The following is a 23,961-nucleotide window of genomic DNA, read 5'->3' on the forward strand; positions in this document are numbered from 1 at the left end:
GGCCTCAGGCCGCATCACTGGGTTTGGCCGGGCGCTTGGCCGGCGCTCGCAGATGGCGCAGCAGCACCAGGACCGCGGCGGGCGTGACGCCGGGAATGCGCCCCGCGGCGCCCAGGGTTGCCGGGCGGGCCGCGGTCAGCTTCTCCCGCACCTCGTTCGAGAGGGAGGGGATGGCGTGGAAATCGAGGTCCGACGGTATCCGCAGGGCCTCGTCCTTGCGATAGGCTCGGATGTCGGCTTCCTGCCGCGAGATGTAGCCGGCGTAGAGCGCCTCGATCTCCATCTGCTCGGCCACGGCGGGGGAGAGCGCTATCAGTTCGGGCCAGAGGGCGGCGAGCCGGGGTAGGGTGATGTCGGGATAGCGCAGCAGGTCGAAGGCGGTGCGGCGCTGGCCGTCACGGTTGACCTCGATGCCTGCGCGCTGCAGGGCATCGGGGGTGGCGGACAGGCCCGTGAGTTGGTCTTTCGCCCTACCCAGCGCCTGTTGCTTGGCGCGAAAGGCATCCTGGCGTTCTTGCCCGACGCAGCCCAGCGCGATGCCGTGGTCGGTCAGGCGCTGGTCGGCATTGTCGGCCCGCAACTGCAGGCGATACTCGGCCCGGCTGGTGAACATGCGATAGGGCTCGGTCACGCCACGGGTGATCAGGTCGTCGATCATCACGCCGATGTAGGCCTCTGCGCGATCGAGCTGGAAGATCTCGCCGCTACCACCCGCTGCCACGGCCGCGTTGAGGCCGGCGATCAGGCCTTGCGCGCCGGCCTCTTCGTAACCTGTGGTGCCGTTGATCTGGCCGGCAAGATAGAGGCCGGGCAGGCGCCGGGTCTCCAGGCTGGGTTCCAGCTCGCGGGGGTCCACGTGATCGTACTCGATGGCATAGCCGGGCTGCAGCATGACGACCTGCTCTAGCCCGGGGATCTGGTGCAGCAGGGCTTGCTGCACGTCGCGCGGCAGGGAGGTGGAGATGCCATTCGGGTAGACGGTATGGTCGTCCAGACCTTCGGGTTCGAGAAAGATCTGGTGGCGTTCACGCTCGGCAAAGCGCACCACCTTGTCCTCGATCGAGGGGCAGTAGCGCGGGCCGACGGACTCGATCTGCCCGGAGTAGAGCGGCGCCTGGTACAGGTTGTCGCGAATCAGGGCGTGCACCGCCGGCGTGGTGTGGGTGATGTGGCAGTCGATCTGGGGCGTTTCGATCCGCTCGGTCAGGGTCGAGAAGGGCTGCGGCGGGTCGTCACCCGGCTGGGGCGTTAGGCTGGCATAGTCGATACTGCGCCCGTCGAGCCGCGGCGGCGTGCCGGTTTTGAGGCGGCCGAGGCGAAAGCCACAGCGCTCCAGCGTGGCGGAGAGCCCCATCGCCGGCGCCTCGCCTGCTCTGCCGGCGGGGATGCGCTCAGTTCCGATGTGGATCAAGCCGCGCAGGAAGGTGCCGGTGGTCAGTACCACGGCGCCTGCTGCGAAGGTCTCGCCCGTCGCCGTTGCCACACCGCTGCAGCGCCCCTGGCTATCAAGAGTGAGATCTTCGACGGCCGCTGCCTCGATGGTCAGGTTGGCCTGCTCGCGCAGCAGCGCCTGGACCGCAGCGCGATAGAGTTTGCGGTCGGCTTGGGCGCGCGGGCCACGAACGGCCGCGCCCTTGCTGCGGTTGAGCAGGCGGAACTGGATGCCGGCCCGGTCGATGGCGCGGCCCATGAGGCCGTCCAGTGCGTCGATCTCGCGCACCAGATGGCCCTTGCCCAGGCCGCCAATGGCCGGGTTGCAGGACATCTCGCCGATCCGGGCAGGATCGTGGGTAAGAAGGAGAGTGTTGGCGCCGAGCCGGGCAGCCGCGGCTGCGGCCTCGCAGCCCGCATGACCTCCGCCGACGACAATGACATCGAATCTGCGCATAACGGCAAGATGCGCAAAAGCCGTCGAAGGGGTCAAGGCCGTTGCAGGCGTTTCACGTGAAACGCCTGCTCAGGGGAAGGACGAGTCGGGCGCTCAGCCCCGCAAGGCGGCGGCGTGATGGCGCAGGTGGTCTTCGATGAAGCTCGCAATGAAGAAATAGGAGTGGTCGTAGCCCTCTTGCATCCGCAGCTGCAGCGGCTGACCCGCATCGCGACAGGCCTGCTCGAAAAGCTCCGGACGGAGCTGCTCGCTCAGGAAATTGTCGGCCGTCCCTTGGTCTATGAGGATCTCGGCCCCGGAGGGTCGCGCCCGCACCAGGGCAGAGGCGTCATAGGCCTCCCACGTTGAACGGTCGTCACCCAGATAGCCCGTGAAGGCTTTCTGGCCCCAGGGCACCTGCATGGGGGCGACGATGGGGGCAAAGGTGGAAACCGACTGCCAACGCTCCCGGTTCTTGAAGTGCAGGGTCAATGCGCCGTGGCCGCCCATGGAGTGGCCCATGATGCCTTGGCGCGACCAGTCGGCCTGAAAGTGTTCCTCCAAGACGGCCGGCAGGTCCCGGGTGAGATAGCTTTCCATGCGGTAGGCCTTGGACCAGGGCGTCTGGGTGGCGTCGAGGTAGAAGCCCGCGCCGCTGCCGAAGTCGTAGCTGTCATCCTCTCCGGGGATGCCCTGGTTGCGCGGCGAGGTGTCGGGCGCGACCAGAATCAGCCCCAGCTCGGCGGCCACCCGCTGGGCGCCGGCCTTCACCGTGAAGTTCTCCTCGGTGCAGGTGAGGCCCGAGAGGAAGGTCACCACCGGGCAGGCCTCGCCCGCCAGGGCCTGCGGCGGCCGGTAGAGCGCAAAGCGCATCGGACCGTTGCAGGCCTGGGAGTCGTGGCGATAGACGCCCTGGAGCCCGTCGAAGCAGCGGTTCTCGGCGATGGTTTCCAGTGACATGGGCGGTGACCCTCCTGTATTCAGGCTTAGTGCAGACCGCGTTCAATTGGCATCGCTTTGCGATCCAAGTGGAACGCGATCCGGTCTAGTAGACGACGACGGAGCGGATCGACTTGCCGGCGTGCATCAGGTCGAAGGCCTCGTTGATGCGATCCAGCGGCATGGTGTGGGTGATCATGTCGTCGATGTTGAGCTTACCCTCCATGTACCAGTCGACGATCTTCGGCACATCGGTGCGTCCGCGGGCGCCGCCGAAGGCCGTGCCGCGCCAGGAACGACCGGTCACCAGCTGGAAGGGGCGGGTGGAAATTTCCTGCCCGGCGCCGGCGACACCGATGATGATCGATTCACCCCAGCCCTTGTGGCAGCACTCCAGCGCCTGGCGCATGGTCTGGGTGTTGCCGATGCACTCGAAGGAATAGTCGGCGCCGCCCTTGGTGAGTTCCACCAGATGCGGCACGAGATCGCCCTCGACCTCCTTCGGATTGACGAAGTGGGTCATGCCGAACTTGCGGCCCAGTGCCTCGCGCGCCGGGTTGATATCCACACCGACGATCATGTCGGCGCCCACCATGCGCGCGGCTTGGATCACGTTGAGGCCGATGCCGCCCAAGCCGAAGATCACCACGTTGGAGCCGGGCTCGACCTTGGCGGTGTTGACCACGGCGCCGACGCCGGTGGTGACGCCGCAGCCGATGTAGCAGACCTTGTCGAAGGGCGCGTCCTCGCGGATCTTCGCCAGCGCGATCTCCGGCAGCACCGTGTAGTTGGAAAAGGTGGAGCAGCCCATGTAGTGCAGAATGGGCTTGCCGTTCAAAGAGAAGCGGCTGGTGCCATCCGGCATCACGCCCTGACCCTGGGTGCTGCGCACCGCCTGACAGAGGTTGGTCTTGGGGTTGAGGCAGTACTCGCACTCGCGGCACTCGGGCGTATAGAGCGGGATCACGTGATCGCCCGGCTTCAGGCTCTTCACGCCCGGGCCGACCTCGACCACCACGCCCGCGCCCTCATGGCCCAGAATGGCCGGAAACTGCCCTTCGGGGTCATCGCCGGAGAGGGTGAAGGCGTCCGTGTGGCAGATGCCGGTCGCCTTCACTTCGATCAAAACCTCGCCTTCCTTCGGTCCCTCGAGCTGCACCGTCTCGATGGAAAGGGGCTTGCCGGCCTCGAAGGCCACCGCTGCACGCACGTCCATGGGATCTCTCCTCCTTGTCAAAGAGCGTGCTGCATCCTCTCCGCCGCCGCGATGCGGGGCAAGACCCGGATGAGACGATCCGGCATCAAAAGGCGTCAGGGTCGCCCAGGACCTCGCCGGCGGCTCAGGCCCGCTCCGCACCATAGAAGAGCGTGACCACGTGTTGCGCCTCGGCGAAGAAGAGCCAGCGCTCCACCAGTGTCGTGGCCAGGGTAAAGGCCAGGGCGAGCAGTGCGCAGAAAGCGCCCAGGGTGCCAGGCAGGGTGGCGGTCAGCAGCACGCAGAGCAGTGCAATAGCCAGGCCGAGGGTCACCAGACGGCGGAGCTTTCCGGCGTGACGGCGGGCAATGCGGTAGCCCATCTCCTGCTGGACGAAGTTCTCGGCCGTGTGCCCGGCCTCCCACTGCCGCACGCGGCCCAGGTGGCCCAGACCGGTGGCCTTGCCCATGTCGAGATCACGAGGCTCCTGGTCGATGGCGCGCCAGTAGAGCGTCTTGAGCAGCAGGGCGAGGACCAGCGTGCCGCCAGCCAGGATCAAGTGGCCGGACTGCATCTGGCCTCCCAGCACCGCGAATCCCAGCAGCAGCGTGGCGCCGCTGGCCAGGGCGAAGGCCAGGTAGACCGGCACCACCAGCGGCTGGTGCCACTGGCGGATCGTGGCCAGGGAGGCATAGATCATGCCCGTGGCCACGACGGTGACGGCGCAGAGAAAGGCGGTCACCAACCCCAGTACACGCAGCAGCGCGCCGTCATGGTCGGTGATGGCGAGCCAGGCGAAGACCAGCGCCGGCGGGTAGGTGGCCAGCGCCAGCACGCCCTCGCGCGACAGCCAGGAGCTGCGCCATTGGCTGAGCGCCCGCCAGGCCCGCTCCGGATGGCCGAGATGAAAGGTCGACGCGAGCAGCCCGCCGGTGATCAGCAGGAAAGCCAGGAGGAAGGCGGCGGTCAGGGTGCCGGGGCCGGGCAGGCTGGACGTCGTTCCAGCCGTCAGTCCCAAGAGGCCCAGGAGGCCGTAGCCCGCACCGGTCACCGAGGTGAAGAGGATCACCGAATAGGCAGGATGCATGCTCGCTCCTCTGTGAAAGTCCCGCCGCGCCGGATCAGCGGGACAGCACGCGGTCGGCCCAGCGAAAGAAACGCTCGGTCAGGCCGTCGCCTTCGCCGGCCAGGGAAGCAAGGGAGGGGGGTGCGGCTGCGGCGTCTCTGCGTCGCGGCGGCAGGTACTTGTTGACCGGCTTATAGCCCAGTTCGGGCAGCAGGTCGTAGCCTTCGCGTTCCTCCACCAGACGGGAGACCGCGCTGTCGGGGTCGCCGAGATCGCCGAAATGGCGTGCCCCGGTGGGGCAGGCCTTGACGCAGGCCGGCACCTGGTCCTCGGGTGCCAGGTTGTCGTTGTAGATGCGGTCGACGCACAGCGTGCACTTCTTCATCACCCCGTGATCCTGGTCGTACTCCCGCGCGCCGTAGGGACAGGCCCAGGCGCAGAGCTTGCAGCCGATACAGGTGTCGGGATCGACCAGCACGATCCCGTCCTCCGCCCGCTTGTAGGAGGCCCCGGTGGGGCAGACGGTCACGCAGGCGGCATCCTCGCAGTGCAGGCAGGAGCGCGGGAAGTGGACCCCGCGCGCCTCGCTGCCCTCGCCGGCCTCGTAGCCGTGCACCCGGTTGAGCCACACGCCCAAGGTATCGGCGCCATAGGGATCGCGGTCGCTCAAGGGGGCGCTCACGCCCTGGTCGTTCCACTCCTTGCAGGAGACGGCGCAGGCCTGGCAGCCCACGCAGGTGTCGAGATCGATGACGAGCCCGAGCTTCTTCTGGCCCGGCGCGCTGGTGTCGGGCAGGCTGGTCATGCCGTCTTCCTGTCTCGCTTTTGATTGGGTTGCCCCGGCCCGCGGCGCAGGCGAGGACGCGTGGCACTGCCCGGCGGCTGCGGCAGCGTGGCAAACTGCGGCTGGCTCTGGGCCGCCGCCGCTTCCTCGGGGGACGCCTTGGTCAGGCGCACCCGCAGATCGTACCAGGCGGCTTGCCCCGTGATGGGGTCGCTGGCGGCGTAGCGATAGCCGCCTTCGCGCTCCGGCAGCAGCTCGCCGATCAGATGATTGAGCAGAAAGCCCTTGCGCGCTTCGGGCGCGTCCGGCGCCAGATTCCAGGCGCCTGAGCGCTTGCCGATGGCATTCCAGGTCCAGACCGTGTCCGAGTTGACGCCGTCCATCACCGCGATTTGCACCACGATGCGCCCGTGCGGGCTTTCCAGCGCCACCCAATCGCCATCGGCCAGGTCCTGCGCCTCGGCGCGGGCTCGGGCCATGTAGAGGCAGTTCGAGCCGTGGATCTGGCGCAGCCAGGCGTTCTGCGAGCCCCAGGAGTGATACATGGCCATGGGGCGCTGCGTGACCGCGTGCAGCGGATAGGCCGCGGCATCGCCGATCGCCTCCTCCTCGAGCGGCTGGTACCAGAAGGGCAGGGGGTCGAAGTAGCGTGTCAGCCGCGCGCGCTCGTGCTCGGGCGGGAGAAGGGGGCCATGCGCCTGGGCGGCAAGCCGAAAGCGCTGCAGCGGCTCGCAGTAGAGGCGCAGGGTGATGGGTTCGGCCTTCGGCAGGAAGCCGTGGCTGACCGCCCAGTCCAGGTAGGCGCGGTTGTCGAAGCGGTAGTAGCGCTCCTCGGGCGCCAGTTCGCTGCGCCAGAAGCAGCCCTGCTCGACGTAGCGCTCGAGCTGGCGAGGGTGCGGCGCGCCCTTGCCCTTGGCCTCGCCGTCATCGCCCCGGAAACCGGCAAGCGGGCCGATGCCGGGTGCGCGCTCGTGGTTGACGATGTAGTCGGCATAGCCGCCGGGAAAGCGCGGCGTGCCGTCTTCCTGCGTCATGCCGGGCAGGCCGAGCCGCGCGCCCAAATCGAGCAGCACGTCCTGGAAGGGGCGAACGTCCCGGTCGGGCGCCACCACCGGCTGGCGGATCGCGTCGGCGGCGCCCTCGGCATCGGAAATCGGCCGGTCGAGCAGGGAGATGCAGTCCCAGCGCTCCAGGTAGGTGGTGTCCGGCAGGATCAGGTCCGCATAAGCCACCATCTCCGAGGCATAGGCGTCGGAGTAGATGATCCGCGGGATGACATAGTCGCCGCTGTCGGGATCGGTGGCGGTCAGATGCGCGATGGTGTCCGGGACATTGACCGCCGAGTTCCAGCTCATGTTGGCCATGTAGAGGAACAGCAGCTCGATGCCGTAGGGGTCGCGCTGCGCCGCATTGGCGATCACCCGTTGCATCAGGCCGTGAGCGGCCAGCGGCGCCTCCCAGGAAAACGCCTTGTCGATGCGCTGCGGCCGGCCTTCGCTGTCCACCAGCAGGTCCTCGGGGCCGGTGACGAAGCCGAGCGGCGGGCCGGGGAGTGGCTTGCCTGCCTCGACCTGGCCCGGCTTGCCCGCCGGCTTGATCCCCGGCGGGGGCGGCTTGGGGTAGGGCGGCTTGTAGAGAAAGCCGCCGGGCACATCGATGCTGCCGATCAGGAGCTGCAGGAGGTGGAGCAGCCGGCAGGTCTGGAAGCCGTTGGAGTGAGCGGAGATGCCGCGCATGGCATGCAGGGCCACCGGCCGCCCGCGCGTTTTCTCGTGGCGTCGGCCCTGGCTGTCGGTCCAGGGAATGTCTAGCTCGATCGCCTCCTCGAAGGCGGCCTGGGCGATCTCGGCGGCCAGACGGCGGATCGTCTCCGCCGGCACGCCGCAGGCCTCGGCCACGCGCTCGGGACTGTAGGCCTCGTCCAGAAAGCGCTCGACCAGCAACTGAAACGAGGGGATGGCCTTGCGGCCATCCGATAACACGCAGTCGCCATGGAGCGCCGCCTCTTCCCCCGCGTCCTTCGCGGGGAGCAGCGCGCCCGTGCTGCGGTGGCGCACCAGGGGGTCTCCAGCCTCGCTTCGGGCGATCAGGCCGTCCTCGGCGCCGCCGGGATCCTGGATCACCAGCCAGGCGGCATCGCTGTGGCGCTGCAGGTACTCGAGGTCGACCTTGCCCGCGCGCAGCAGCTCGTGAATCAGCGCACCGACCAGCAGGCCGTCGGTGCCGGGGCGGATGCCGACCCACTCGTCGGCGATGGCGGAATAGCCGCTGCGCACCGGATTGATCGAGACCACCTTGGCGCCGCGGGCCTTCAGCTTGCCCAGGCCGATCTTGATGGGGTTCGAGCTGTGGTCCTCGGCCACGCCGAAGAGCAGGAAGAGGCGCGTGTGCGCCCAGTCCGGCTCGCCGAACTCCCAGAAGGAGCCGCCGAAGGTATAGAGCCCGGCGGCCGCCATGTTCACGGAGCAGAAACCGCCATGGGCGGCGAAGTTGGGCGTGCCGAACTGCTGCGCCCACCATCCGGTGAGCGCCTGCGACTGGTCGCGGCCGGTGAAGAAGGCCAGCTTGCGCGGGTCGCTGGCACGGATTTCCGCCAGCCAATCGCTCGCCGTGGCCAGGGCCTCCTCCCAGGAAATCGGCTCGAACTGACCGGCGCCGCGCGGGCCGACCCGGCGCAGGGGCTGGGTCAGTCGGGCCGGCGAGAGGTGCTGCTGGATGCCGGCCGAGCCCTTGCCACAGAGGACGCCCTTGTTGACCGGATGGTCACGGTTGCCCTCGATGTGCCGCACCTGACCGTCCTTCAGATGCACCTGAATGCCGCAGCGGCAGGCGCACATGTAGCAGGTGGTGGACTTCACCTCGTCCCAGCTTTTCAGCGAGGTCTCGACCCTCGGCTCCGCCATCGGCTTGCCGCCTCTCCCCGTGACTCTTTGCAAGCCAGCCTAATGGCAAGATTCGTCGGACAACAGCCCGAAGTGACAAAGGCTTCGCAGCCGAGGCCGGTACGCAAGACCGGGGCGCGTTCAGATGCAGCCGAAGGGGAGCGACAGGGAGCTCACCCGCACCGCCGAAGGCCAGTTCGATACGGCGCTGGAGGCGGAGTGGGCTTCAGCCTGGGACCGCCAGGCGCTCTACAGCCCGGTCAGGCTGTTCATGAGATCGCGCAAGGCCATGCCTTCCCGCGCACCCAGGGCTTGGGCCAGGGGATTGGCGCGGCTTATGATGCCGCTCTCGAGCGCCGAGCGGGCGTCGCCGATGCGGGCGCTGGCGGCGGCGACGGTGACGGCGGCGATGCCGCGGCCCTGCAGTGCCGGCAGGCGCGAAGCACCCACCTCGTCGGGGCCGAGACCGGCGTCGTTGAAGACGGCCAGCCGAGCGTCAGCCTTCAGCGCATTGGCCGGATCCCCGCCGAAGAGCGCGCCATGGGAGCCGGTGATCACCACCTGTCCGGCATCCTCGGGCTGCACCAGCGCGGCGGAATCGATCAGCACCAGGCGACAGTGGCGCCTCTCGATCACCTGGCGCGCCTCGCGCATGGGCGCGACCTCCAGCGCAACCGCCTCGGCGGCCTCCAACAAGGCCGCTGCCTGGGCGCAGTCCTGCCCCCTTGCCACGCCGCAAGCCCGGGCCTGGTGGTTGACCCGGGAGATGCGCCCGCGGTTTAGCATGTCGGCCGCCTCGCCGATGCGCGCGCTGGCGTGATCGACTGCGGCGGCAGCGATGCCTCTTTCCTCCAACCAGGCAAGGCCGGCGACCCCCGCCTCCTCCAGGCCGACACCGGCGTCATTGAAGATGACGGCCCGCAGTCCGGCCCGGGCCGCGAGATAGGCGGCATAGACGCCGCCGTGCGACCCGGTGACCAGGACGGCGCCCACCGCCTCGGGGCCGAGGCGGGTGACGGTATCGGCGAGGAGCGGTGGGGCCATGGCGCTCAGGCGACCCGGTCGCCCTTGCGCACCTTGGCGGCGCGGTTGTCGACGCCCGGCAACATCTTGGCCGGGTCGCGGGTGACGACCACGTCGAGAATGGTGGGCCGGCCCTTTTCAGCCAGCGCCGTCTCCAGGGCGCCATGCAGCGCTTCCGGATCCTCCACGCGAATGCCCTTGCAGCCGAGCGCATCGGCCACCTTGGCGTAGTCGGTTTCCGCCAGGTCGCTCGACTGATAGGCACCTTCGCCGTACATCAGGTGCTGCAGCGCCTTCACGTAGCCCGAGGCCGCGTTGTTGACGACGATGATGGTAACCGCGAGGCCCAGGCGGCGGGCGGTTTCCAGCTCGCCCAACACCATGTTGAAGCCGCCGTCGCCGGTGAGCGCCACCACCGGACGCTCGGGTGCTGCCAGCTTGCAGCCCATGGCGCCCGGCAGGCCGTAACCGATGGAGGCGAAACCGCGGTCGGGCACGAAGCCGCGGCCGGGCTGCTTGCTGTCGTACAGGAGGCCGCCCCAGTGGGCCGCGAAGCCGCCGTCGGCAACCAGCAGCGCATCGGCGGGCAGCACCTTGTTGAGCTCGCCCAGCAGACGGCCCATGGACACCGGGGTTTCGGTGCTTTCCAGCTTCTCGCGCACCTTTTCGCGCCAGGCGGCCATCTGCTCGACCACCTGGGCGAGCCAGGGTCCGCGGGCTTCACGGCCGCGGCCGCCAATCGCCTTGGCCAGGGCCTCGATGCCGGCCTTGGCATCGCCCCAGAGCGGCACGGTGGGCGGGTAGCAGCGGCCGATTTCCTCGGCCCAGACCTCGAGATGGATCAGGGTCTTGCCCGGCGGTGGTACGGTGTAGCGCTTGGTGGCGATCTCGCCCAGCTTGCAGCCGACGACCAGGAGACAATCGCTTTCCTCGATCAGCTGGTTGGCGATGCGGTCATAGCGGCCGAAGAGGCCGGCGCTGATCGGGCTGGTGCAGGCCACCGCGCCCTTGCCGCTCATGGTGTGGGCGACCGGGATGCCGGCAGCCTCGGCGAAGGCCTGGAGGCTCTCGGCGGCCTGGGACAGGTGCACACCTCCGCCGGCCAGGATCAGCGGGCGCTTGGCTTCCATCAGCAGCGCGGCAGCCTTGGCCGTATCCTCGGCATCGGGGCGTGCGCGCAGCGCCGGTGCCGACTGCCAGCGGGCATCCGCGCTCAGCTCTTCGCTGTCGAAGGGGTGGGTGTCATGGCAGACGTCTTCCGGCAGGTCGATGACCACCGGGCCCGGACGGCCGCTGGTGGCGACCTGGAAGGCGCGGCGCACGAGTTCCGGCAGGCGCTCGATCTGCTCGACCCGCAGCAGCTCCTTGCAGGCGGGGCGAAGGATCTCGGTCTGGCGCGATTCCTGGGTCATGTTCTTCCAGGAGTGTGCGCGATGGCTGTCGCCGATGATGACCACCAGCGGGCTGCCGGCGTTGAGCGCTTCCACCAGGCCGGTGACCAGGTTGGTGGCGCCCGGGCCGAGCGTGGCATCGCAGACACCGACACGGCCGCTGACCTTGGCGTAGGCATCGGCCATGAAGACGCCGCAGCGCTCATCATTGATCAGCGAATGGGCTAGGCCGAGACGCCGGGCGGCATCGTAGAAGGGCAGCAGCTGAAAACCGCCCATGCCGAACATGGGGCCCACGCCATGGGCCTGCAGCATGCGGGCGAGGGCCTCGCCCCCGGTCATCTCGTTATCGCGCGAAGCGACGCCGTCAGTCATGAAGAGTTCACTCCAACATTGGTATCAAGTGATGCGGTAGCCGAGGACGCGCGGCAGCCAGAGCGCGATCTCGGGGAAGGCAATGATCAGCCCTAGGGCAGTGATCATCGACAGCAGGATCCAGCCGACCCAGCGGAAGGTGCTCTCGATGGGCACCGACGCCACTCTGGCCGTGACCATGAGATTGACCGCAACGGGCGGCGTGAACTGCCCGATGGCGATGTTCATGGCCATGAGGATGCCGAACCAGACGAAGGACCATTCGAAGGCGGTGACGATGGGCACCAGCAGCGGCAGGGTGATCAGGTAGATGGACACACCGTCCAGCACCATGCCGGCCAGTAGCAGCAGGGCCATGACCAACAGCAGGATGATCCACTGGCTGTCGCTGACGGTGAGCAGGCCGTCGGCGGCCATGCGGAAGGCGCCCATGGTGGAGCCGGCCCAGGCGAAGATGCCGGCCAGCGATACGATCAGCATCAGGACCGCTGAGATCTTCGCGCTTTCCACCAGAACCCGGTAGATGTCCCGCCAGCCCATGGTGCGATAGAGCAGCGTTCCCACCAGCAGACCGTAGAAGACGGCCACAACGGCGGTTTCCGTCGGGGTGAAGAGGCCGCTGCGCAGGCCGCCCAGGATGATGACCGGGGCCATGAGGCCGGGCAGGGCATCCCAGAAGCTGGGCCAGAATGGCGGCCGTTCAGCCACTTCCGCTTCGCCGAAGTTGTTGCGACGGCTGAGAATCACGGTGGGGATGGCCACGGCCAGCCCGACCAGCAGGCCGGGCACGACGCCGGCAGCGAACAGCGCGCGCAGGTCGGTGCCCGGCACCATCACCGCATAGACGATCAGAGCGATGGAGGGCGGGATGACGATGGCGGTGGAGGCCGAAGCGGCGATGACGCTGGCGGAAAAGGGCTTGGGATAGCCGGCGCGCAGCATGGAAGGGATCATCACCGTGGCCACTGCGGCGGCATCGGCGGGACCGGAGCCGGACATGCCGCCCATGATCAGGCAGACCAGGATCGCCACCAGGGCCAGGCCGCCCCGGCGCGGGCCGATGCAGGCCTGGGCAAAGCCGACCAGGCGACCGGCCACGCCCGAGCGCTCGAAAATCATGCCGGTCAGGATGAAGAGCGGAATCGCAATCAGCGGGTACTTGGCGATGCCGTTGTAGGTGTTGGTGCCCAGGGTCCCCAGCGCAAAGGTATCGAGGCCCAGGAGAATGCCAACGGTGCCGCCGACCCCCAAGGCCACCGCAATGGGGGTGCCGATGAGCATCAAGGCGGCGAAGACCAGCAGCAGGGCGAGATTGGCTTCGAACATGGTGCTAGTCCGCTTCCGGCTGATAACGCTGCGGACCCGGGCGCAGCCAGGCCCAGGCGCGGCCAAAGAGGCGCAGCAGAATTGCGAGGGACAGAACCGGAAGCCACACGGTGTAAATCCAGGTGGGATAGCCCAGTCCCGGCGAAGTCTCGCCCCAGTACCACTCGTCCCAGGTCACCTGGGCGCTGTAGTAGAGAATGAGGGAGAAGAGACCGGTGGTGGCCAGCAGCGTGATGATCTCGCAGACCCACTGAATCGGCGTGGGCAGGCGCTTCAGGAAAAAGGATATGCGGATGTGCTGGCCGGTCGCGAAGGCGGCAGACGAGCCGACGAAGGTCATGAACACCAGCAGGAAGACCGAGAACTCTTCGGTGAAGGCAAAAGAGACGTTGGTGGCATAGCGCACTACGACATTGCCGAAGGAAATCACGCAGATCGCGGCCATGGCCGCGGCGCCCAAGGCCTCTTCGATCTTGATCGGGATACGCGTGTGCGCGGCCGGGTCGGCTGGCTGCGGTTCCGTTTCAGGGGGAATCTGATCGCTCATGAGGCAGCTCGCTTTGGCCACAGAAACAACCCCACCGCCGGGGGCCCGGCGGTGGGGTTCGCTTTCGTTGCTTACCGGTTGGCGACGGACTCTTCAGCCATGTCGACGAGGTCGGCGCCGATGCGCTCACGCCACTCCTCGTAGACCGGACGCGTGGCCTCCACGAAGGCTTCACGCTCTTCTTCGGTGAGCTCGACGATGGTCACGCCCATGCCGCGGATCTCTTCGATCAGGCTCTGGTCGTCGCCCACCAGGCCCTTGCGGGCCACGTCGATGCCGTGCGCGCCGGCATCGAGCGCGGCCTGGCGCACGATCGCCTGGTCTTCCTCGGTGAAGGAGTCCCAGACGCCCTGGTTGACCGCGAAGATCAGCGGGTCGGCAACATAGTGCCAGAGGGTCACATAGCTCTGACCCAGCTCGTGCATGTTCAGCACGGCGTACATCGACATGGGGTTTTCCTGCCCGTCGACGGCACCGGTGGTGAGTGCGGGCTGGGCGTCGGCCCAGCTCATCTGGGTCGGGTTGGCGCCCAGCGCGGTGAACATGTCGTTGTAGATCGGCGAGCCGACCACGCGCATCTTCAGGCCTTCCAGGTCTGCTGGCTTGCGGACTTCGTGCTGGGAGTTGGTGAGTTCGCGGAAGCCGTTCTCGGCCCAGCCCAGCGGCACCACGCCGTTTTCCTGGACCAGCTCGAAGATGCGCTCACCCACCGGGCCGCCGGTCAGGGCGTCCAGCGCGTCGTAGTCCGGCATCAGGAAGGGCATGGAGAAGATGTTCATCTCCACGATCTGCGGCGACCAGTTGATGGTGGAGCCGACCGCCATGTCGATTATGCCGCGGCGCAGCGCGGTGAACTCGCGGGTCTGGTCGCCCTGCACCAGCTGTGCGCCCGGATAGACCTGCATCTTGATGCGGCCCTCGGTGCGCTCATCGACGAGCTCGGCCCAAGTTTCCGCAGCGATGCCCCAGGGGAAGGGGGCAGGCACCACGGTGGAGATGCGGTACTCGTCCTTGTAGTCCTGGGCCATCAGCGGCCCGGCCTGCAGGCCGGCCACCGCGACGACGGCTGCCGCCGCCAGATGTTTCATACGCAGCATTGTTTTCCTATTCCTCCCTCGAAATGCGGATGGAGCGCCTCGAGGCGCTCCGTCCGGTTCACGCGGCCGCCGGGGCAATCTGCTCCCTGGCCGCCGCAACGATCGCCTCCGCCGTGACCCGGACCCGGGCCTCCAGCGGCGGCGCATAGGACACCGGCACGCGCGGTGCGCCCAAACGCTTTACGGGTGCCGCCAGACGCTTGTGTAGCGCCTCGGCCACGCTCGCCGCAATCTCCGCGCCGAATCCGGCGACGGAAACCGCCTCCTGAACCACGAGCAGGCGGCCGGTCTTCTCGACCGAGGCCAGAACCCGGTCGCGATCCCAGGGCCAGAGCGTGCGCAGGTCGATCACCTCGGCCTCGATGCCCTCGGCAGACAGCGTCTCGGCCGCCTCCAGGCAGGACCAGCGCTGCGCCGACCAGGTGACCAGCGTGACGTCGCGGCCCTCGCGCACAGTCTCGGCCACGCCCAGCGGCGTCAGATGCTCGTCCTCGGGGACCTCGCCTTCCAGCGTCCAGAGATTCTTGTGCTCGAGATAGACCACGGGGTCGTCGCAGCGGATGGCGGACTTCAGCAGACCGAGATTGTCTGCCGGCGTCCCCGGGGCCACCACCACCAGTCCGGGGATGTGCACATACCAGGCTTCCAGCGACTGCGAGTGCTGGGCGGCGGAAGAGCGCCACATGCCCATGGGCTGACGCACCACCAGCGGCACCTTGGTCTGGCCGCCGAACATGTAGCGGGCCTTGGCCGCCTGGTTGACCAGTTCATCCACGGCACAAAGCGCAAAGTCGGAAAAACGCATCTCCACCACCGGCCGGGTGCCGCTCATTGCGGCGCCGACAGAAGCGCCCATGATGCAGGCCTCGGAGATCGGGGCGTCGGAAATGCGCGCGGCGCCGAACTCGTCGGCCAGGCTCTTGTACTGGCCGAAGACGCCGCCGCGGCCCAGATCCTCGCCCACGGCCCAGACCGATGGGTCGCGCCGCATTTCCTCGGCCAGGGCACGCCTGCCGGCTTCGAGATAAGTGATTGCGGCCATCAGTATGCCCTCTCCCGCGGGTCGCCTATATCCTGTACGTCTTCGAAAGCCCTGGCCTCTGCAGGCCAAGGGCTGTCCTTTGCGCTCTGGCAGACTTCTTCCATGGCCTGGCGCACTTTCGCAGCGATCGCATCCAGTTCGCCGTCACCGCTGCCACCGTCCTGCAGCAGGGCGGCAACGCGCGCGATGGGATCGGCCTCGCGCCACTGTGCCACCTCTTCCGCGGGGCGATAGGCTGCCGGATCGACGGCGGTGTGGCCGGTCATGCGGTAGGTGCGGCAATGCAGCAGCCGCGGCCCGCCGCCGGCGCGGATGGCGGCGATGGCGTCGCGGGTGGCGCTCTCCACTGCCAGCAGATCGTTGCCGTCCAGGGTTTCCGCCGGAATGTCCAGGGCTTCCGCGCGGGCGGCGGCGCCCGGTCCTGCGGTCATGCTGCTGGTGCGGGTGGTCGCAGCAAAGCGGTTGTCTTCGCAGACGAAGAGCACCGGCAGCTCGAAGACCTTGGCCCAGTTCAGCCCCTCCAGGAAGGGGCCCCGGTTGATGGCGCCGTCACCGAACAGGCAGGCGACTATGCGGTCCCCCCCGCGCAGCTTGATGGCATGCGCGGCGCCGGCAGCGATGGGAATGTTGGCGGAAACCACGCCATTGGCGCCCAGCATGCCGACCTCGAAGTCGGCGATGTGCATGGAGCCGCCCTTGCCGCCGCAGGTGCCGCCTTCGCGACCGAAGAGCTCGCGCATCATGGCCAGCGCGTCGGCGCCCTTGGCGAGCGTATGCCCGTGCCCGCGGTGGGTGGAGAGCATCAGGTCGTCGCGGCGCAACTGGGCGCAGACACCGGCCGCCACGGCCTCCTGGCCGATGGAGGGATGGATGGCGCCCAGGACGTAGCCTTCCTTCTGAGCCTCAACAGCCAGCTCTTCGAAGGCCCTGATCCGCAGCATCAGTTCATAGAGGCGCAGCAGATGCGGCCGGTCCAGGTTGCTGTGCCGTTGCGGCGCAGCGGGGGCAGGGGTCATGCCTTGTCGCTCCTTTCGGATAGTTCGCGGGATTGCAGCAGGTCGCCCAGGCTCTCGGCTTCCCGTGTCAGGCGCCGGACGAGGTCGACGATGCGCGTCGGGCTCATACGTTCACGGATGGCGGCAATAGACAGAGAGGCCTCGACCCGACCTTCGGGGCCAAACACCGGAACGGCCACCGCGGCCATGGCGCTGACAATGCGCCCGTCGTTGAGCGCATGGCCGCTTTTGCGGCTCTGCTCGATCATGGCGCGCAGGGCCGCTGCCTCGAAACCGGGATAGGCCGCGCGGCTTGCCTCGTTGCTGGTGAGCACGCGTTCGATTTCCGCATCCGGCTGAAAGGCCAGCAACGCCAGGCTGCCGGCGCCGACGCCCAGCGGGCGACGGTCGCCCACCGTGAGCGTCAGGGTACGGATGGGAAAGGCGCCCGTGCAGCGGTCGATGCAGAGTGCTTCGTCGCCGTCGCGGATGGACAGGAAGACCGTGTCTTCGGTCTCGGCCGCCAGCCGTAGCAGGGCCGGGCGGGCCAATTCGGTGATCTGGAAGCGTCGTGCAGCGCCGCCGAGCGCATAGATGCCGTAGCCCAGGCGATAGCGCTTGCTCTCGTCGCAACGGTCCGCGAAGCCCACTTCCACCAGCGCGGTGAGCAGGCGATGCACCGTGGCCTTGCCCAAACCGCTGCAGGTGGCAACGTCGGACAGTCGGCACCCAGCCGGCGCGCCCTCGCCCAGACAGCGCAGTATCGAGGCTGCCCGATCGATGGTCTTGACCGTCGAGGTCTCTTCCGATGCCTGGGTCACCATGGTGTCAGGCGCGCTCCCCCTTGAGCCGAAGCCGGTGCGGTTGTTCCGTCACGCGGAATGAGGCGCATTAGTAATTGGAACAAGTTGCCCGTCAAGGGCCTTCCCGCCCGTGCGTTGCACCCTGCCGGCAGGCCACCCGCAATCGCACGTCCCTCTCGACTGCGCCAACTCGCGGTATAGAACAGACTGGCTTGGCCAACCATTCCGTATTAGAATAATATCACGAGACGAGCCACTCCTATTGTATCGAAGTGACTTGGGGGCACCGCATGCTAGGACCTGCCGAGCAGCGTCGGGAAAAAGCCGTTGGTTTTGCCGTTGCCTTGGACTTTATCACACTTATCCCCTATGCTGCGGTCGGTATCCTCGCGCTTTCTTGGCCAATCATTGCAGATTCTTTGCGCGGCGCGCTTTTGATTGCCGTTGGTCTCGTTTCCTACACGACGCTGCGACGCATTCATCGTCGCCGACTAGAGCATTACGAATACGGCGCCGGCAAGCTCGAGCAGAGCATCACGATCCTCATCGCCGGCCTACTGCTGCTGACGGCGGGTGTGTTGCTGTGGCGGGTTGCGGGTCTGGCGGTGAAGCCGCAGCCCACCGGTATCCTCGCCACCTCCGCGATCGCCATGGCCTTCATGATCTTCGCGGTCAACGGTATACAGCTCTTTGGTCTCTACCGCGCCAACCGGGACGGCGAATCCCTCATCGTGCGCGCGCAGTATCAGGCGCGCTGGGTCAAGACCGTGGCCTCGGGCCTGGTCACCGCGGCCGTGACCGTGGCAATGCTGACCGAGAATCCGGAGGTGGCGCGCCGGGCCGACCAGATCGGCACGCTCTGCGTGATCATCGTCATGGCCGGTGCAGGGATCGCCATGCTGCGCAACAGCCTGCCGGACCTGCTCGACCGCTCGTTGCCGGAACCCCTGCAGCATGGCATCAACCGGGTGCTGGCGCGCAACATCGACGCGTTCGAGCAGCTGGGACGCGTGCGAACCCGCCGCGGCGGCAGCGTGATCCATGTGGAGATGGAGCTCTTCGTGGACCGCAATCGCCCGCTGGGAGAGGCATCGGACCTGGCCGAGCGCATCGGTGCCGAGCTGGCGGAAGAGATTCCCGGCGTCGATCCGGTGGTGATCCTGCGTGGCTACAGCGGTCAGGCGGCCAGCTGAGTCCTCCCTCGGCATCGCGTGTATATCCAGGCGCCAATGCCTTGGCGCCGCCGCTCTGAATGAAAGGAAGACTGGTGTGACAGCGCTGCGGGATGCAGATGCCATTGCAAACGATCGGGTCGTTGAAGCCGGCGCCCGCCTGGCGGAGAGCTTCCGCCCGCGCGCCACGAGCTTTCTCTTTTTGCGCCACGGGCGCACCAGCGCCAATCACCGGGGCATCATCCAGGGGCACAAGAACGTGCCGCTCGACGAGGTGGGTCGGGCCCAGGCCCGGGCTGCAGCTGGGGAACTGGGCGCGTCGGTCGTCCGTCCGAAGCGCATCATCGCCAGCGATCTGTCCCGCGCTGCGGAGACAGCCCGGATCGTTGCGACGGCCCTGGATCAGCGGGTCGGCACCTATGATCGCGGTCTGCGCGAACGGAGCTTCGGGCCCATCGAGGGCACCAGTGGGCGGGGCCTGCTGTGGAGTGGCGACCCGGAAGGGGCGGAGCCGATCGCGGCTTTCGTTGCACGCTGTGCCGAGGCCTTGCAGCGCCACCTTGCGCAGGAGACGGTGTTGATCGTTGCCCATGGCGGGGTGCTGCGCGCGACCGCGGCGCTGCTGCGCCTTCCCCTGTCGGAGGCCGACCGCGCCAATGCCGTGCCGCTGCTCTTCCGGCACGAGGCCGGCTCCTGGGGACTGGAACGCCTGCGCGCGCGAGCCGCCTGTGCAGAGCGCTTGCAGAGCGTTGCTGCAGTACCCGAAGGATGGCGTTAGGCTTCGCCGCAGAGCAGGAAGAAGGGGGCGAGGCTGTGAAGCAGGGAAACACGAAGTCGAAGGCGCTGCTGTTCGACGTGTTCGGCACCCTGGTGGATTGGCGCGGCAGTCTGATCCGGCAACTCAGCGACTTCGGGAAGGCTCGTGGGCTGGATCAGGTCGATTGGCCCGGGCTGGCCGACGCCTGGCGCGGCCGCTATGCCCCCTCCATGGACGAGGTGCGCAGCGGCCGGCGCGCCTGGACCGTGCTGGATGACCTGCACCGGGAGTCTCTGCTTGCCCTGCTGCCGACCTTCGGCCTCGGGCAGCGTCTCGAGGAGGCGGAGATCGAGGGGCTGGTGCGTGGCTGGCATCGCCTGGACCCCTGGCCCGATGTGCCCGGCGGCCTGTCCCGATTGCATGAGCGCTTCCTGCTGGCGCCGCTGTCGAACGGCAACGTGGCGCTGATGGCCAATCTGAAACGCCACGCCGGGCTGCCGTGGGACTGCATCCTGGGCGCGGAACTGGCGCGCCACTACAAGCCAGACCCTGAGGTGTATTTAACGGCCCTGGCGCTGCTGCGGCTGCCGCCGCAAGAGGTCATGATGGTCGCCGCCCACAATGATGATCTTGCCCAGGCACAAGCGCTTGGCATGCAAACTGCCTTTGTCCCGCGACCGACGGAGCACGGGCCGAACCAGACCACGGACCTTGCTGCCGAAGGCGCGTGGGATTTCGTCGTGGCCTCCACCGAGGAATTGGCGGACAGGCTTTGCGGTGACGGCAAGGCAGACGCGCACTGAGAGCGAGCAGATTTTCGGCGGGCGGGAAGAAGGAACAGGCATGACGCACTATCGTATCGCCGTGATCCCTGGCGACGGGATTGGCCAGGAAGTCATTCCGGCGGGGATCGAGGTTTTGCAGGCCGTGGCGGAACGCAACGGTGGTTTCACCTTCGAAAGCGAAACCTTCGATTGGGGTTCCGACCTCTACCGCGCCACGGGGCGGATGATGCCCGAAGACGGGCTGGAGACGCTGCGCCCCTTTGATGCCATCTATTTCGGTGCCGTGGGCGACACGGATATCCCCGACCATGTGACGCTCTGGGGCCTGCGCCTCAACATCTGCCAGTCCTTCGACCAGTACGCCAACGTCCGCCCCGCCCGCCTGCTGCCCGGCATCGAGGGGCCCTTGCGCCGGGGCGCTCTCGACTGCGTCATCGTGCGGGAGAACAGCGAAGGCGAGTACGCCGGCCAGGGCGGGCGCAGCCACCGCGGCCTGCCGGAGGAGGTGGCCACCGAGGTCTCCATCTTCACCCGCCGCGGGGTGGAGCGGATCATGCGCTATGCCTTCGAGCTGGCCATGACCCGGCGCAAGCAACTGACCGTCGTGACCAAGTCCAACGCACAGCGCCATGGCATGGTGCTCTGGGACGAGATCGCCCGCGAGGTGGCGCGGGATTTCCCGGAGGTCGCGCTGCGCTTCGAACTGGTGGACGCCATGACCACCACCTTCGTGCTCAAGCCCGAGAGCATCGACGTGGTGGTGGCCACCAACCTGCATGCCGACATCCTCAGCGATCTGGCCTCGGCGCTCTCCGGCAGCCTTGGCATCGGCCCCACCGCCAATCTCGACCCGGAGCGGCGCTTCCCCTCCATGTTCGAACCGATTCACGGCTCGGCCTTCGACATCATGGGCAAGGGCATCGCCAATCCGCTGGGCAGCTTCTGGACCGGCGCGCTCATGCTCGAGCACCTGGGGGAGGCAGATGCAGCCGCCCGGCTGATGCGCGCCATTGAGCGGGTCACCGCCGCCGGTGGTCCCTTCACCCCCGACCTGGGCGGCAAGGCCACCACCCGCGACGTCACGCAAGCGGTCATTGCCGCGCTCAAGGCGGACAACGAGTGAGTCTGTAGAAGACCATTGAAGGGGGAGGGACAACATGACGCAACCGGCACTGGCGCCGCGACCCTGGTTGCCTGAGGCCTGTGAGGCGCTGGCTCGGGAGTGGGCCGGGCGCACCGCGACAGCCGATGTGAAGGCCAACGCCCGCGAGCTCGAGCGGCTGATTGATGAGAACCGGCGCATCCATGAGCAGGACTGCGTCAATCTCAATCCCGCCACCAACGTGATGAGCCCCAAGGCCGAGGCCCTGCTGGGCGCCGGTCTCGGCAGTCGCCCCTCCCTGGGCTATCCCGGCGACAAGTACGAGATGGGCCTGGAGGCGATCGAGCGCATCGAGTTGATGGCTGCCGAACTGGCCGCCGAAGTCTTCGGCGCGCGCTATGTGGAGCTGCGCGTGGGTTCGGGCGCCCTGGCGAACCTCTACGTCTTCATGGCCACCTGTCAGCCGGGCGATTCCATCATCGTGCCCGACGCGGCCATCGGCGGGCATGTGACCCACCACCGCGCCGGCGCTGCCGGCCTCTACGGCCTGGACATTCATACGGCTCGCGTCGATCCCGAAGCTTACAGCGTCGACCTGGAGGCATTGCGCCGGCAGGTGCAGGAACTGCGGCCGAAGTTGATCACCATCGGCGGCAGTCTCAATCTGCTGCCGCATCCTGTGGGGGAGATCCGCGCGCTGGCGGACGAGGTCGGCGCCTGGCTGCTCTACGATGCCGCGCACATGTCCGGGCTCATTGCCGGGCGCGCCTGGCAGCAGCCGCTGGAGGAGGGCGCTCATGCCATGACCATGAGCACCTACAAGAGCCTGGGCGGGCCGCCGGGCGGACTGATCGTGACCAACGAGGCCGACCTGGCGCAGAAGGTGGAAGCAATCGCCTTTCCCGGACTGACCGCCAACTTCGATGCGGGCAAGACCGCGGCCCTGGCTATGACGCTGCTGGACTGGAAGGCCAAGGGCGAGGCCTATGCCGCCGCCATGGTGGATACCGCCGCGGCGCTGGCCGAGGCCCTGGCGAGCGCGGACCTGCCGGTGTTTCGCACGCAAGCGGGTTTCACCCGCTCGCAACAGCTCGCGCTGGAGGCGGCGGCCTTGGGCGGTGGACAGGCGGCGGCCAAGCGCCTGCGCCAGGCCAACCTGCTCACCTGCGGCATCGGATTGCCGCTGCCGGCGGTCGAGGGCGACATGAACGGGCTGCGGTTCGGCACGCCCGAGATCGTGCGCTGGGGCATGGGCGCAGACGACATGCCGAGGCTGGCCGGTTTCATCGCCCGTGCGCTCGACCCGTCCGGCGACCCGGCCCAGGTAGCGCCGGAGGTCACCGCCTGGCGCCAGCGCTTCCGGGAGCTGCACTTCCTGCGCTGATTCCGGGACCCGGCCCACAACAAGGCCGGCGCCGGGTCAGCTCCAGGGGAAGGGGCTGTTCGAGGTGGGGTGCAGCTCGCCCTGCTCGAAGCGCGCGAAGCGGAAGGGCGCCAGCAGCTCCTGCGGCGCGCCCAGCATCTCCTCGGCCACGAGCCGGCCGACGCCGATCATCTTGTAGCCGTGGTTGCTGTCGGCAATCAGCCAAACATTGTCCCGGAAGCGGTCGAAGACCGGAAAGGAATCCGGGGTGAAGCAGCCGATGCCGCCGGAAGGCTCGCGCGCGTACTTCGGCAGGGTGCCATGGAAGCGCTTGTGGCAGTGCGCCAGCGCCGAGACCCACATGTGGGCGAAGTCCGGGCCTGACACGAAGTCGGGGCTTTCCGGGCCGTAAGGGTCCACCGCCACCTTCTCGGCCGGCGCATCGATGGGGTAGGGGGCCGCGCCGCCCTGGACGCCGCCGAAGTGCCAGTCGGGCTTGTAGTAGATGCCCCAGGCCTCCTCGGTGATCAGGGAACCGTCGACATCCGAGTGGAGCGGTGCATCGCTGTCCACGTGGATGACCGGCGGCACGGCACCGTCGTTGGTCAACAGCAGGCCCGGTTCGACCTGCAGCACGCCCTCTTCCAGCTGCCAGTAGCGCCACATATCGACCTCCCGGGGTGCGGCCCCCGGCTTTGACCGCAGGGTGATCCGGCGCGGCAGCTCCAGCATGTGCCAGAAGTCGCGTACCCAGGGGCCGGCGCCGATCACCAGCTGCTCGCAGTGCAGCGTGCCGCGCTGGGTCTCGACCGCCCGGATCGCCGCCGAGCCGGGATCGCTCACCAGGCCCAGCACCTCGGTGCCGGTGATGATGCGCACGCCCAGCGCCTCGGCCTTCGCGGCCAGGCCATAGATCGCCTTGGTGTTGTTGGCGTAGCCGCCGCGCTTTTCGTGCAGCACTGAGGTGACCCCCCGGGCCTGCCAGTCGTCGAAGAAGCCGCGCATGTAGCGCGTGCTGTCTTCGGCGCCCTCGATGAAGACGCTCTCGTAGCCGATCGCCTGTTGCTGGGCGAAGATCTCGCCCACGTCCGCGCGCATGGCCTCGCAGGAGATCTGCATGTAGCCGACGGGATGGTAGCTGAAGGCCTCGGGGTCGCTTTCCCACACGCTCACCGAATGGGCCATGAGCCGGCGCATGGCCGGCTGGAAGTAGTTGTTGCGCACCACGCCACAGGCAATGCCTGAAGCGCCGCTGGCGATGCCGGCCTTGTCCAGCACGACGATGCGGCCTTCGACCGTCTCTCCCCTTTCGCGCAGGGCTTCGGCCAGACGCCAGGCGGTGGAGAGGCCGTGAATGCCGGCGCCGATGATGACGAACTCTGCCTGTTCGGGGAAGGCCATGGTTGATGCTGCTCCGCGCGTTCTAACCGGGGCGAGGTTTTCGACCCGA

The 23,961-nt window shown here is 67.8% G+C and carries 20 protein-coding genes; 5 read left to right on the top strand and 15 right to left on the bottom strand.

Translation table 11 applies throughout. The annotated features are described in order from the left end of the window. Nucleotides 1-4 precede the first annotated feature (4 nt). From mnmG to ABZ720_RS06620, 14 genes are all read right to left on the bottom strand, one after another. Nucleotides 5-1,888 carry a tRNA uridine-5-carboxymethylaminomethyl(34) synthesis enzyme MnmG gene (gene mnmG, locus ABZ720_RS06555; RefSeq protein ID WP_366554705.1) on the bottom strand — a complete coding sequence of 628 codons (1,884 nt, stop codon included), beginning with the start codon at nucleotides 1,886-1,888 and terminating at the stop codon, nucleotides 5-7. 93 nt (nucleotides 1,889-1,981) lie between these two features. Further along, nucleotides 1,982-2,827, bottom strand: coding sequence for an S-formylglutathione hydrolase (fghA, locus tag ABZ720_RS06560; protein WP_366554706.1), 846 nt, complete (start codon nucleotides 2,825-2,827; stop codon nucleotides 1,982-1,984). An 85-nt stretch (nucleotides 2,828-2,912) separates the two neighbouring features. Further along, on the bottom strand, nucleotides 2,913-4,022 hold the full coding sequence (locus tag ABZ720_RS06565) for an S-(hydroxymethyl)glutathione dehydrogenase/class III alcohol dehydrogenase (RefSeq protein ID WP_366554707.1): 1,110 nt from the start codon (nucleotides 4,020-4,022) through the stop codon (nucleotides 2,913-2,915). Between the two features lie 124 nt (nucleotides 4,023-4,146). Next, a complete protein-coding gene (locus tag ABZ720_RS06570; RefSeq protein WP_366554708.1) occupies nucleotides 4,147-5,088 on the bottom strand; it encodes a dimethyl sulfoxide reductase anchor subunit family protein in 942 nt (313 codons plus the stop codon). Nucleotides 5,089-5,122: 34 nt separating this feature from the next. Further along, a complete protein-coding gene (locus tag ABZ720_RS06575; RefSeq protein WP_366554709.1) occupies nucleotides 5,123-5,872 on the bottom strand; it encodes a 4Fe-4S dicluster domain-containing protein in 750 nt (249 codons plus the stop codon). Further along, the gene (locus ABZ720_RS06580; protein ID WP_366554710.1) at nucleotides 5,869-8,754 is read right to left on the bottom strand and encodes a molybdopterin oxidoreductase family protein; all 2,886 of its coding nucleotides are present in this window, start codon (nucleotides 8,752-8,754) and stop codon (nucleotides 5,869-5,871) included. The genes ABZ720_RS06575 and ABZ720_RS06580 overlap by 4 nt, the downstream gene beginning before the upstream one ends. A 228-nt stretch (nucleotides 8,755-8,982) precedes the next feature. Then, a complete protein-coding gene (locus tag ABZ720_RS06585; RefSeq protein ID WP_366554711.1) occupies nucleotides 8,983-9,777 on the bottom strand; it encodes an alpha/beta hydrolase family protein in 795 nt (264 codons plus the stop codon). Nucleotides 9,778-9,782: 5 nt separating this feature from the next. Next, nucleotides 9,783-11,522, bottom strand: coding sequence for a thiamine pyrophosphate-binding protein (locus ABZ720_RS06590; protein ID WP_366554712.1), 1,740 nt, complete (start codon nucleotides 11,520-11,522; stop codon nucleotides 9,783-9,785). 24 nt (nucleotides 11,523-11,546) lie between these two features. Further along, nucleotides 11,547-12,848 (bottom strand): TRAP transporter large permease, encoded by a 1,302-nt coding sequence (locus ABZ720_RS06595; protein ID WP_366554713.1) that lies wholly within the window; start codon nucleotides 12,846-12,848, stop codon nucleotides 11,547-11,549. Between the two features lie 4 nt (nucleotides 12,849-12,852). Beyond that, nucleotides 12,853-13,395, bottom strand: coding sequence for a TRAP transporter small permease (locus ABZ720_RS06600; RefSeq protein ID WP_366554714.1), 543 nt, complete (start codon nucleotides 13,393-13,395; stop codon nucleotides 12,853-12,855). Between the two features lie 71 nt (nucleotides 13,396-13,466). Next, nucleotides 13,467-14,492, bottom strand: a complete 1,026-nt coding sequence (locus ABZ720_RS06605) for a DctP family TRAP transporter solute-binding subunit (RefSeq protein WP_366554715.1) — start codon at nucleotides 14,490-14,492, stop codon at nucleotides 13,467-13,469. A 58-nt stretch (nucleotides 14,493-14,550) separates the two neighbouring features. Continuing rightward, entirely contained in the window at nucleotides 14,551-15,534 is a 984-nt protein-coding gene (locus ABZ720_RS06610) for an alpha-ketoacid dehydrogenase subunit beta (RefSeq protein WP_366554716.1), read from the bottom strand. Further along, nucleotides 15,534-16,550, bottom strand: coding sequence for a thiamine pyrophosphate-dependent dehydrogenase E1 component subunit alpha (locus ABZ720_RS06615; protein WP_366554717.1), 1,017 nt, complete (start codon nucleotides 16,548-16,550; stop codon nucleotides 15,534-15,536). Before ABZ720_RS06615 ends, ABZ720_RS06610 begins: the two co-directional genes overlap by 1 nt. Then, nucleotides 16,547-17,353, bottom strand: a complete 807-nt coding sequence (locus ABZ720_RS06620) for an IclR family transcriptional regulator (protein ID WP_366554718.1) — start codon at nucleotides 17,351-17,353, stop codon at nucleotides 16,547-16,549. Before ABZ720_RS06620 ends, ABZ720_RS06615 begins: the two co-directional genes overlap by 4 nt. Nucleotides 17,354-17,622: 269 nt before the next feature. Here ABZ720_RS06620 and ABZ720_RS06625 point away from each other — a divergent pair, with 269 nt between their 5' ends. From ABZ720_RS06625 to glyA, 5 genes are all read left to right on the top strand, one after another. After that, nucleotides 17,623-18,525, top strand: coding sequence for a cation diffusion facilitator family transporter (locus ABZ720_RS06625; protein WP_366554719.1), 903 nt, complete (start codon nucleotides 17,623-17,625; stop codon nucleotides 18,523-18,525). 76 nt (nucleotides 18,526-18,601) lie between these two features. Further along, nucleotides 18,602-19,282: a histidine phosphatase family protein gene (locus tag ABZ720_RS06630; protein ID WP_366554720.1), complete on the top strand. Its 681-nt coding sequence runs from the start codon at nucleotides 18,602-18,604 to the stop codon at nucleotides 19,280-19,282. Nucleotides 19,283-19,317: 35 nt separating this feature from the next. Next, nucleotides 19,318-20,064 (top strand): haloacid dehalogenase type II, encoded by a 747-nt coding sequence (locus tag ABZ720_RS06635; RefSeq protein WP_366554721.1) that lies wholly within the window; start codon nucleotides 19,318-19,320, stop codon nucleotides 20,062-20,064. Between the two features lie 40 nt (nucleotides 20,065-20,104). After that, on the top strand, nucleotides 20,105-21,169 hold the full coding sequence (locus tag ABZ720_RS06640; RefSeq protein ID WP_366554722.1) for a tartrate dehydrogenase: 1,065 nt from the start codon (nucleotides 20,105-20,107) through the stop codon (nucleotides 21,167-21,169). 34 nt (nucleotides 21,170-21,203) lie between these two features. Then, entirely contained in the window at nucleotides 21,204-22,532 is a 1,329-nt protein-coding gene (gene glyA, locus ABZ720_RS06645) for a serine hydroxymethyltransferase (protein WP_366554723.1), read from the top strand. Nucleotides 22,533-22,568: 36 nt separating this feature from the next. On the opposite strand, the gene ABZ720_RS06650 is transcribed toward glyA, so the two are convergent. Then, the gene (locus ABZ720_RS06650; protein ID WP_366554724.1) at nucleotides 22,569-23,912 is read right to left on the bottom strand and encodes an NAD(P)/FAD-dependent oxidoreductase; all 1,344 of its coding nucleotides are present in this window, start codon (nucleotides 23,910-23,912) and stop codon (nucleotides 22,569-22,571) included. Between the last annotated feature and the right edge of the window lie 49 nt (nucleotides 23,913-23,961).

Origin of the sequence: Aquibaculum sediminis, from assembly GCF_040712085.1 — a bacterium.
GTDB classification, from domain to species: Bacteria; Pseudomonadota; Alphaproteobacteria; order Kiloniellales; family DSM-21159; genus Aquibaculum; species Aquibaculum sediminis.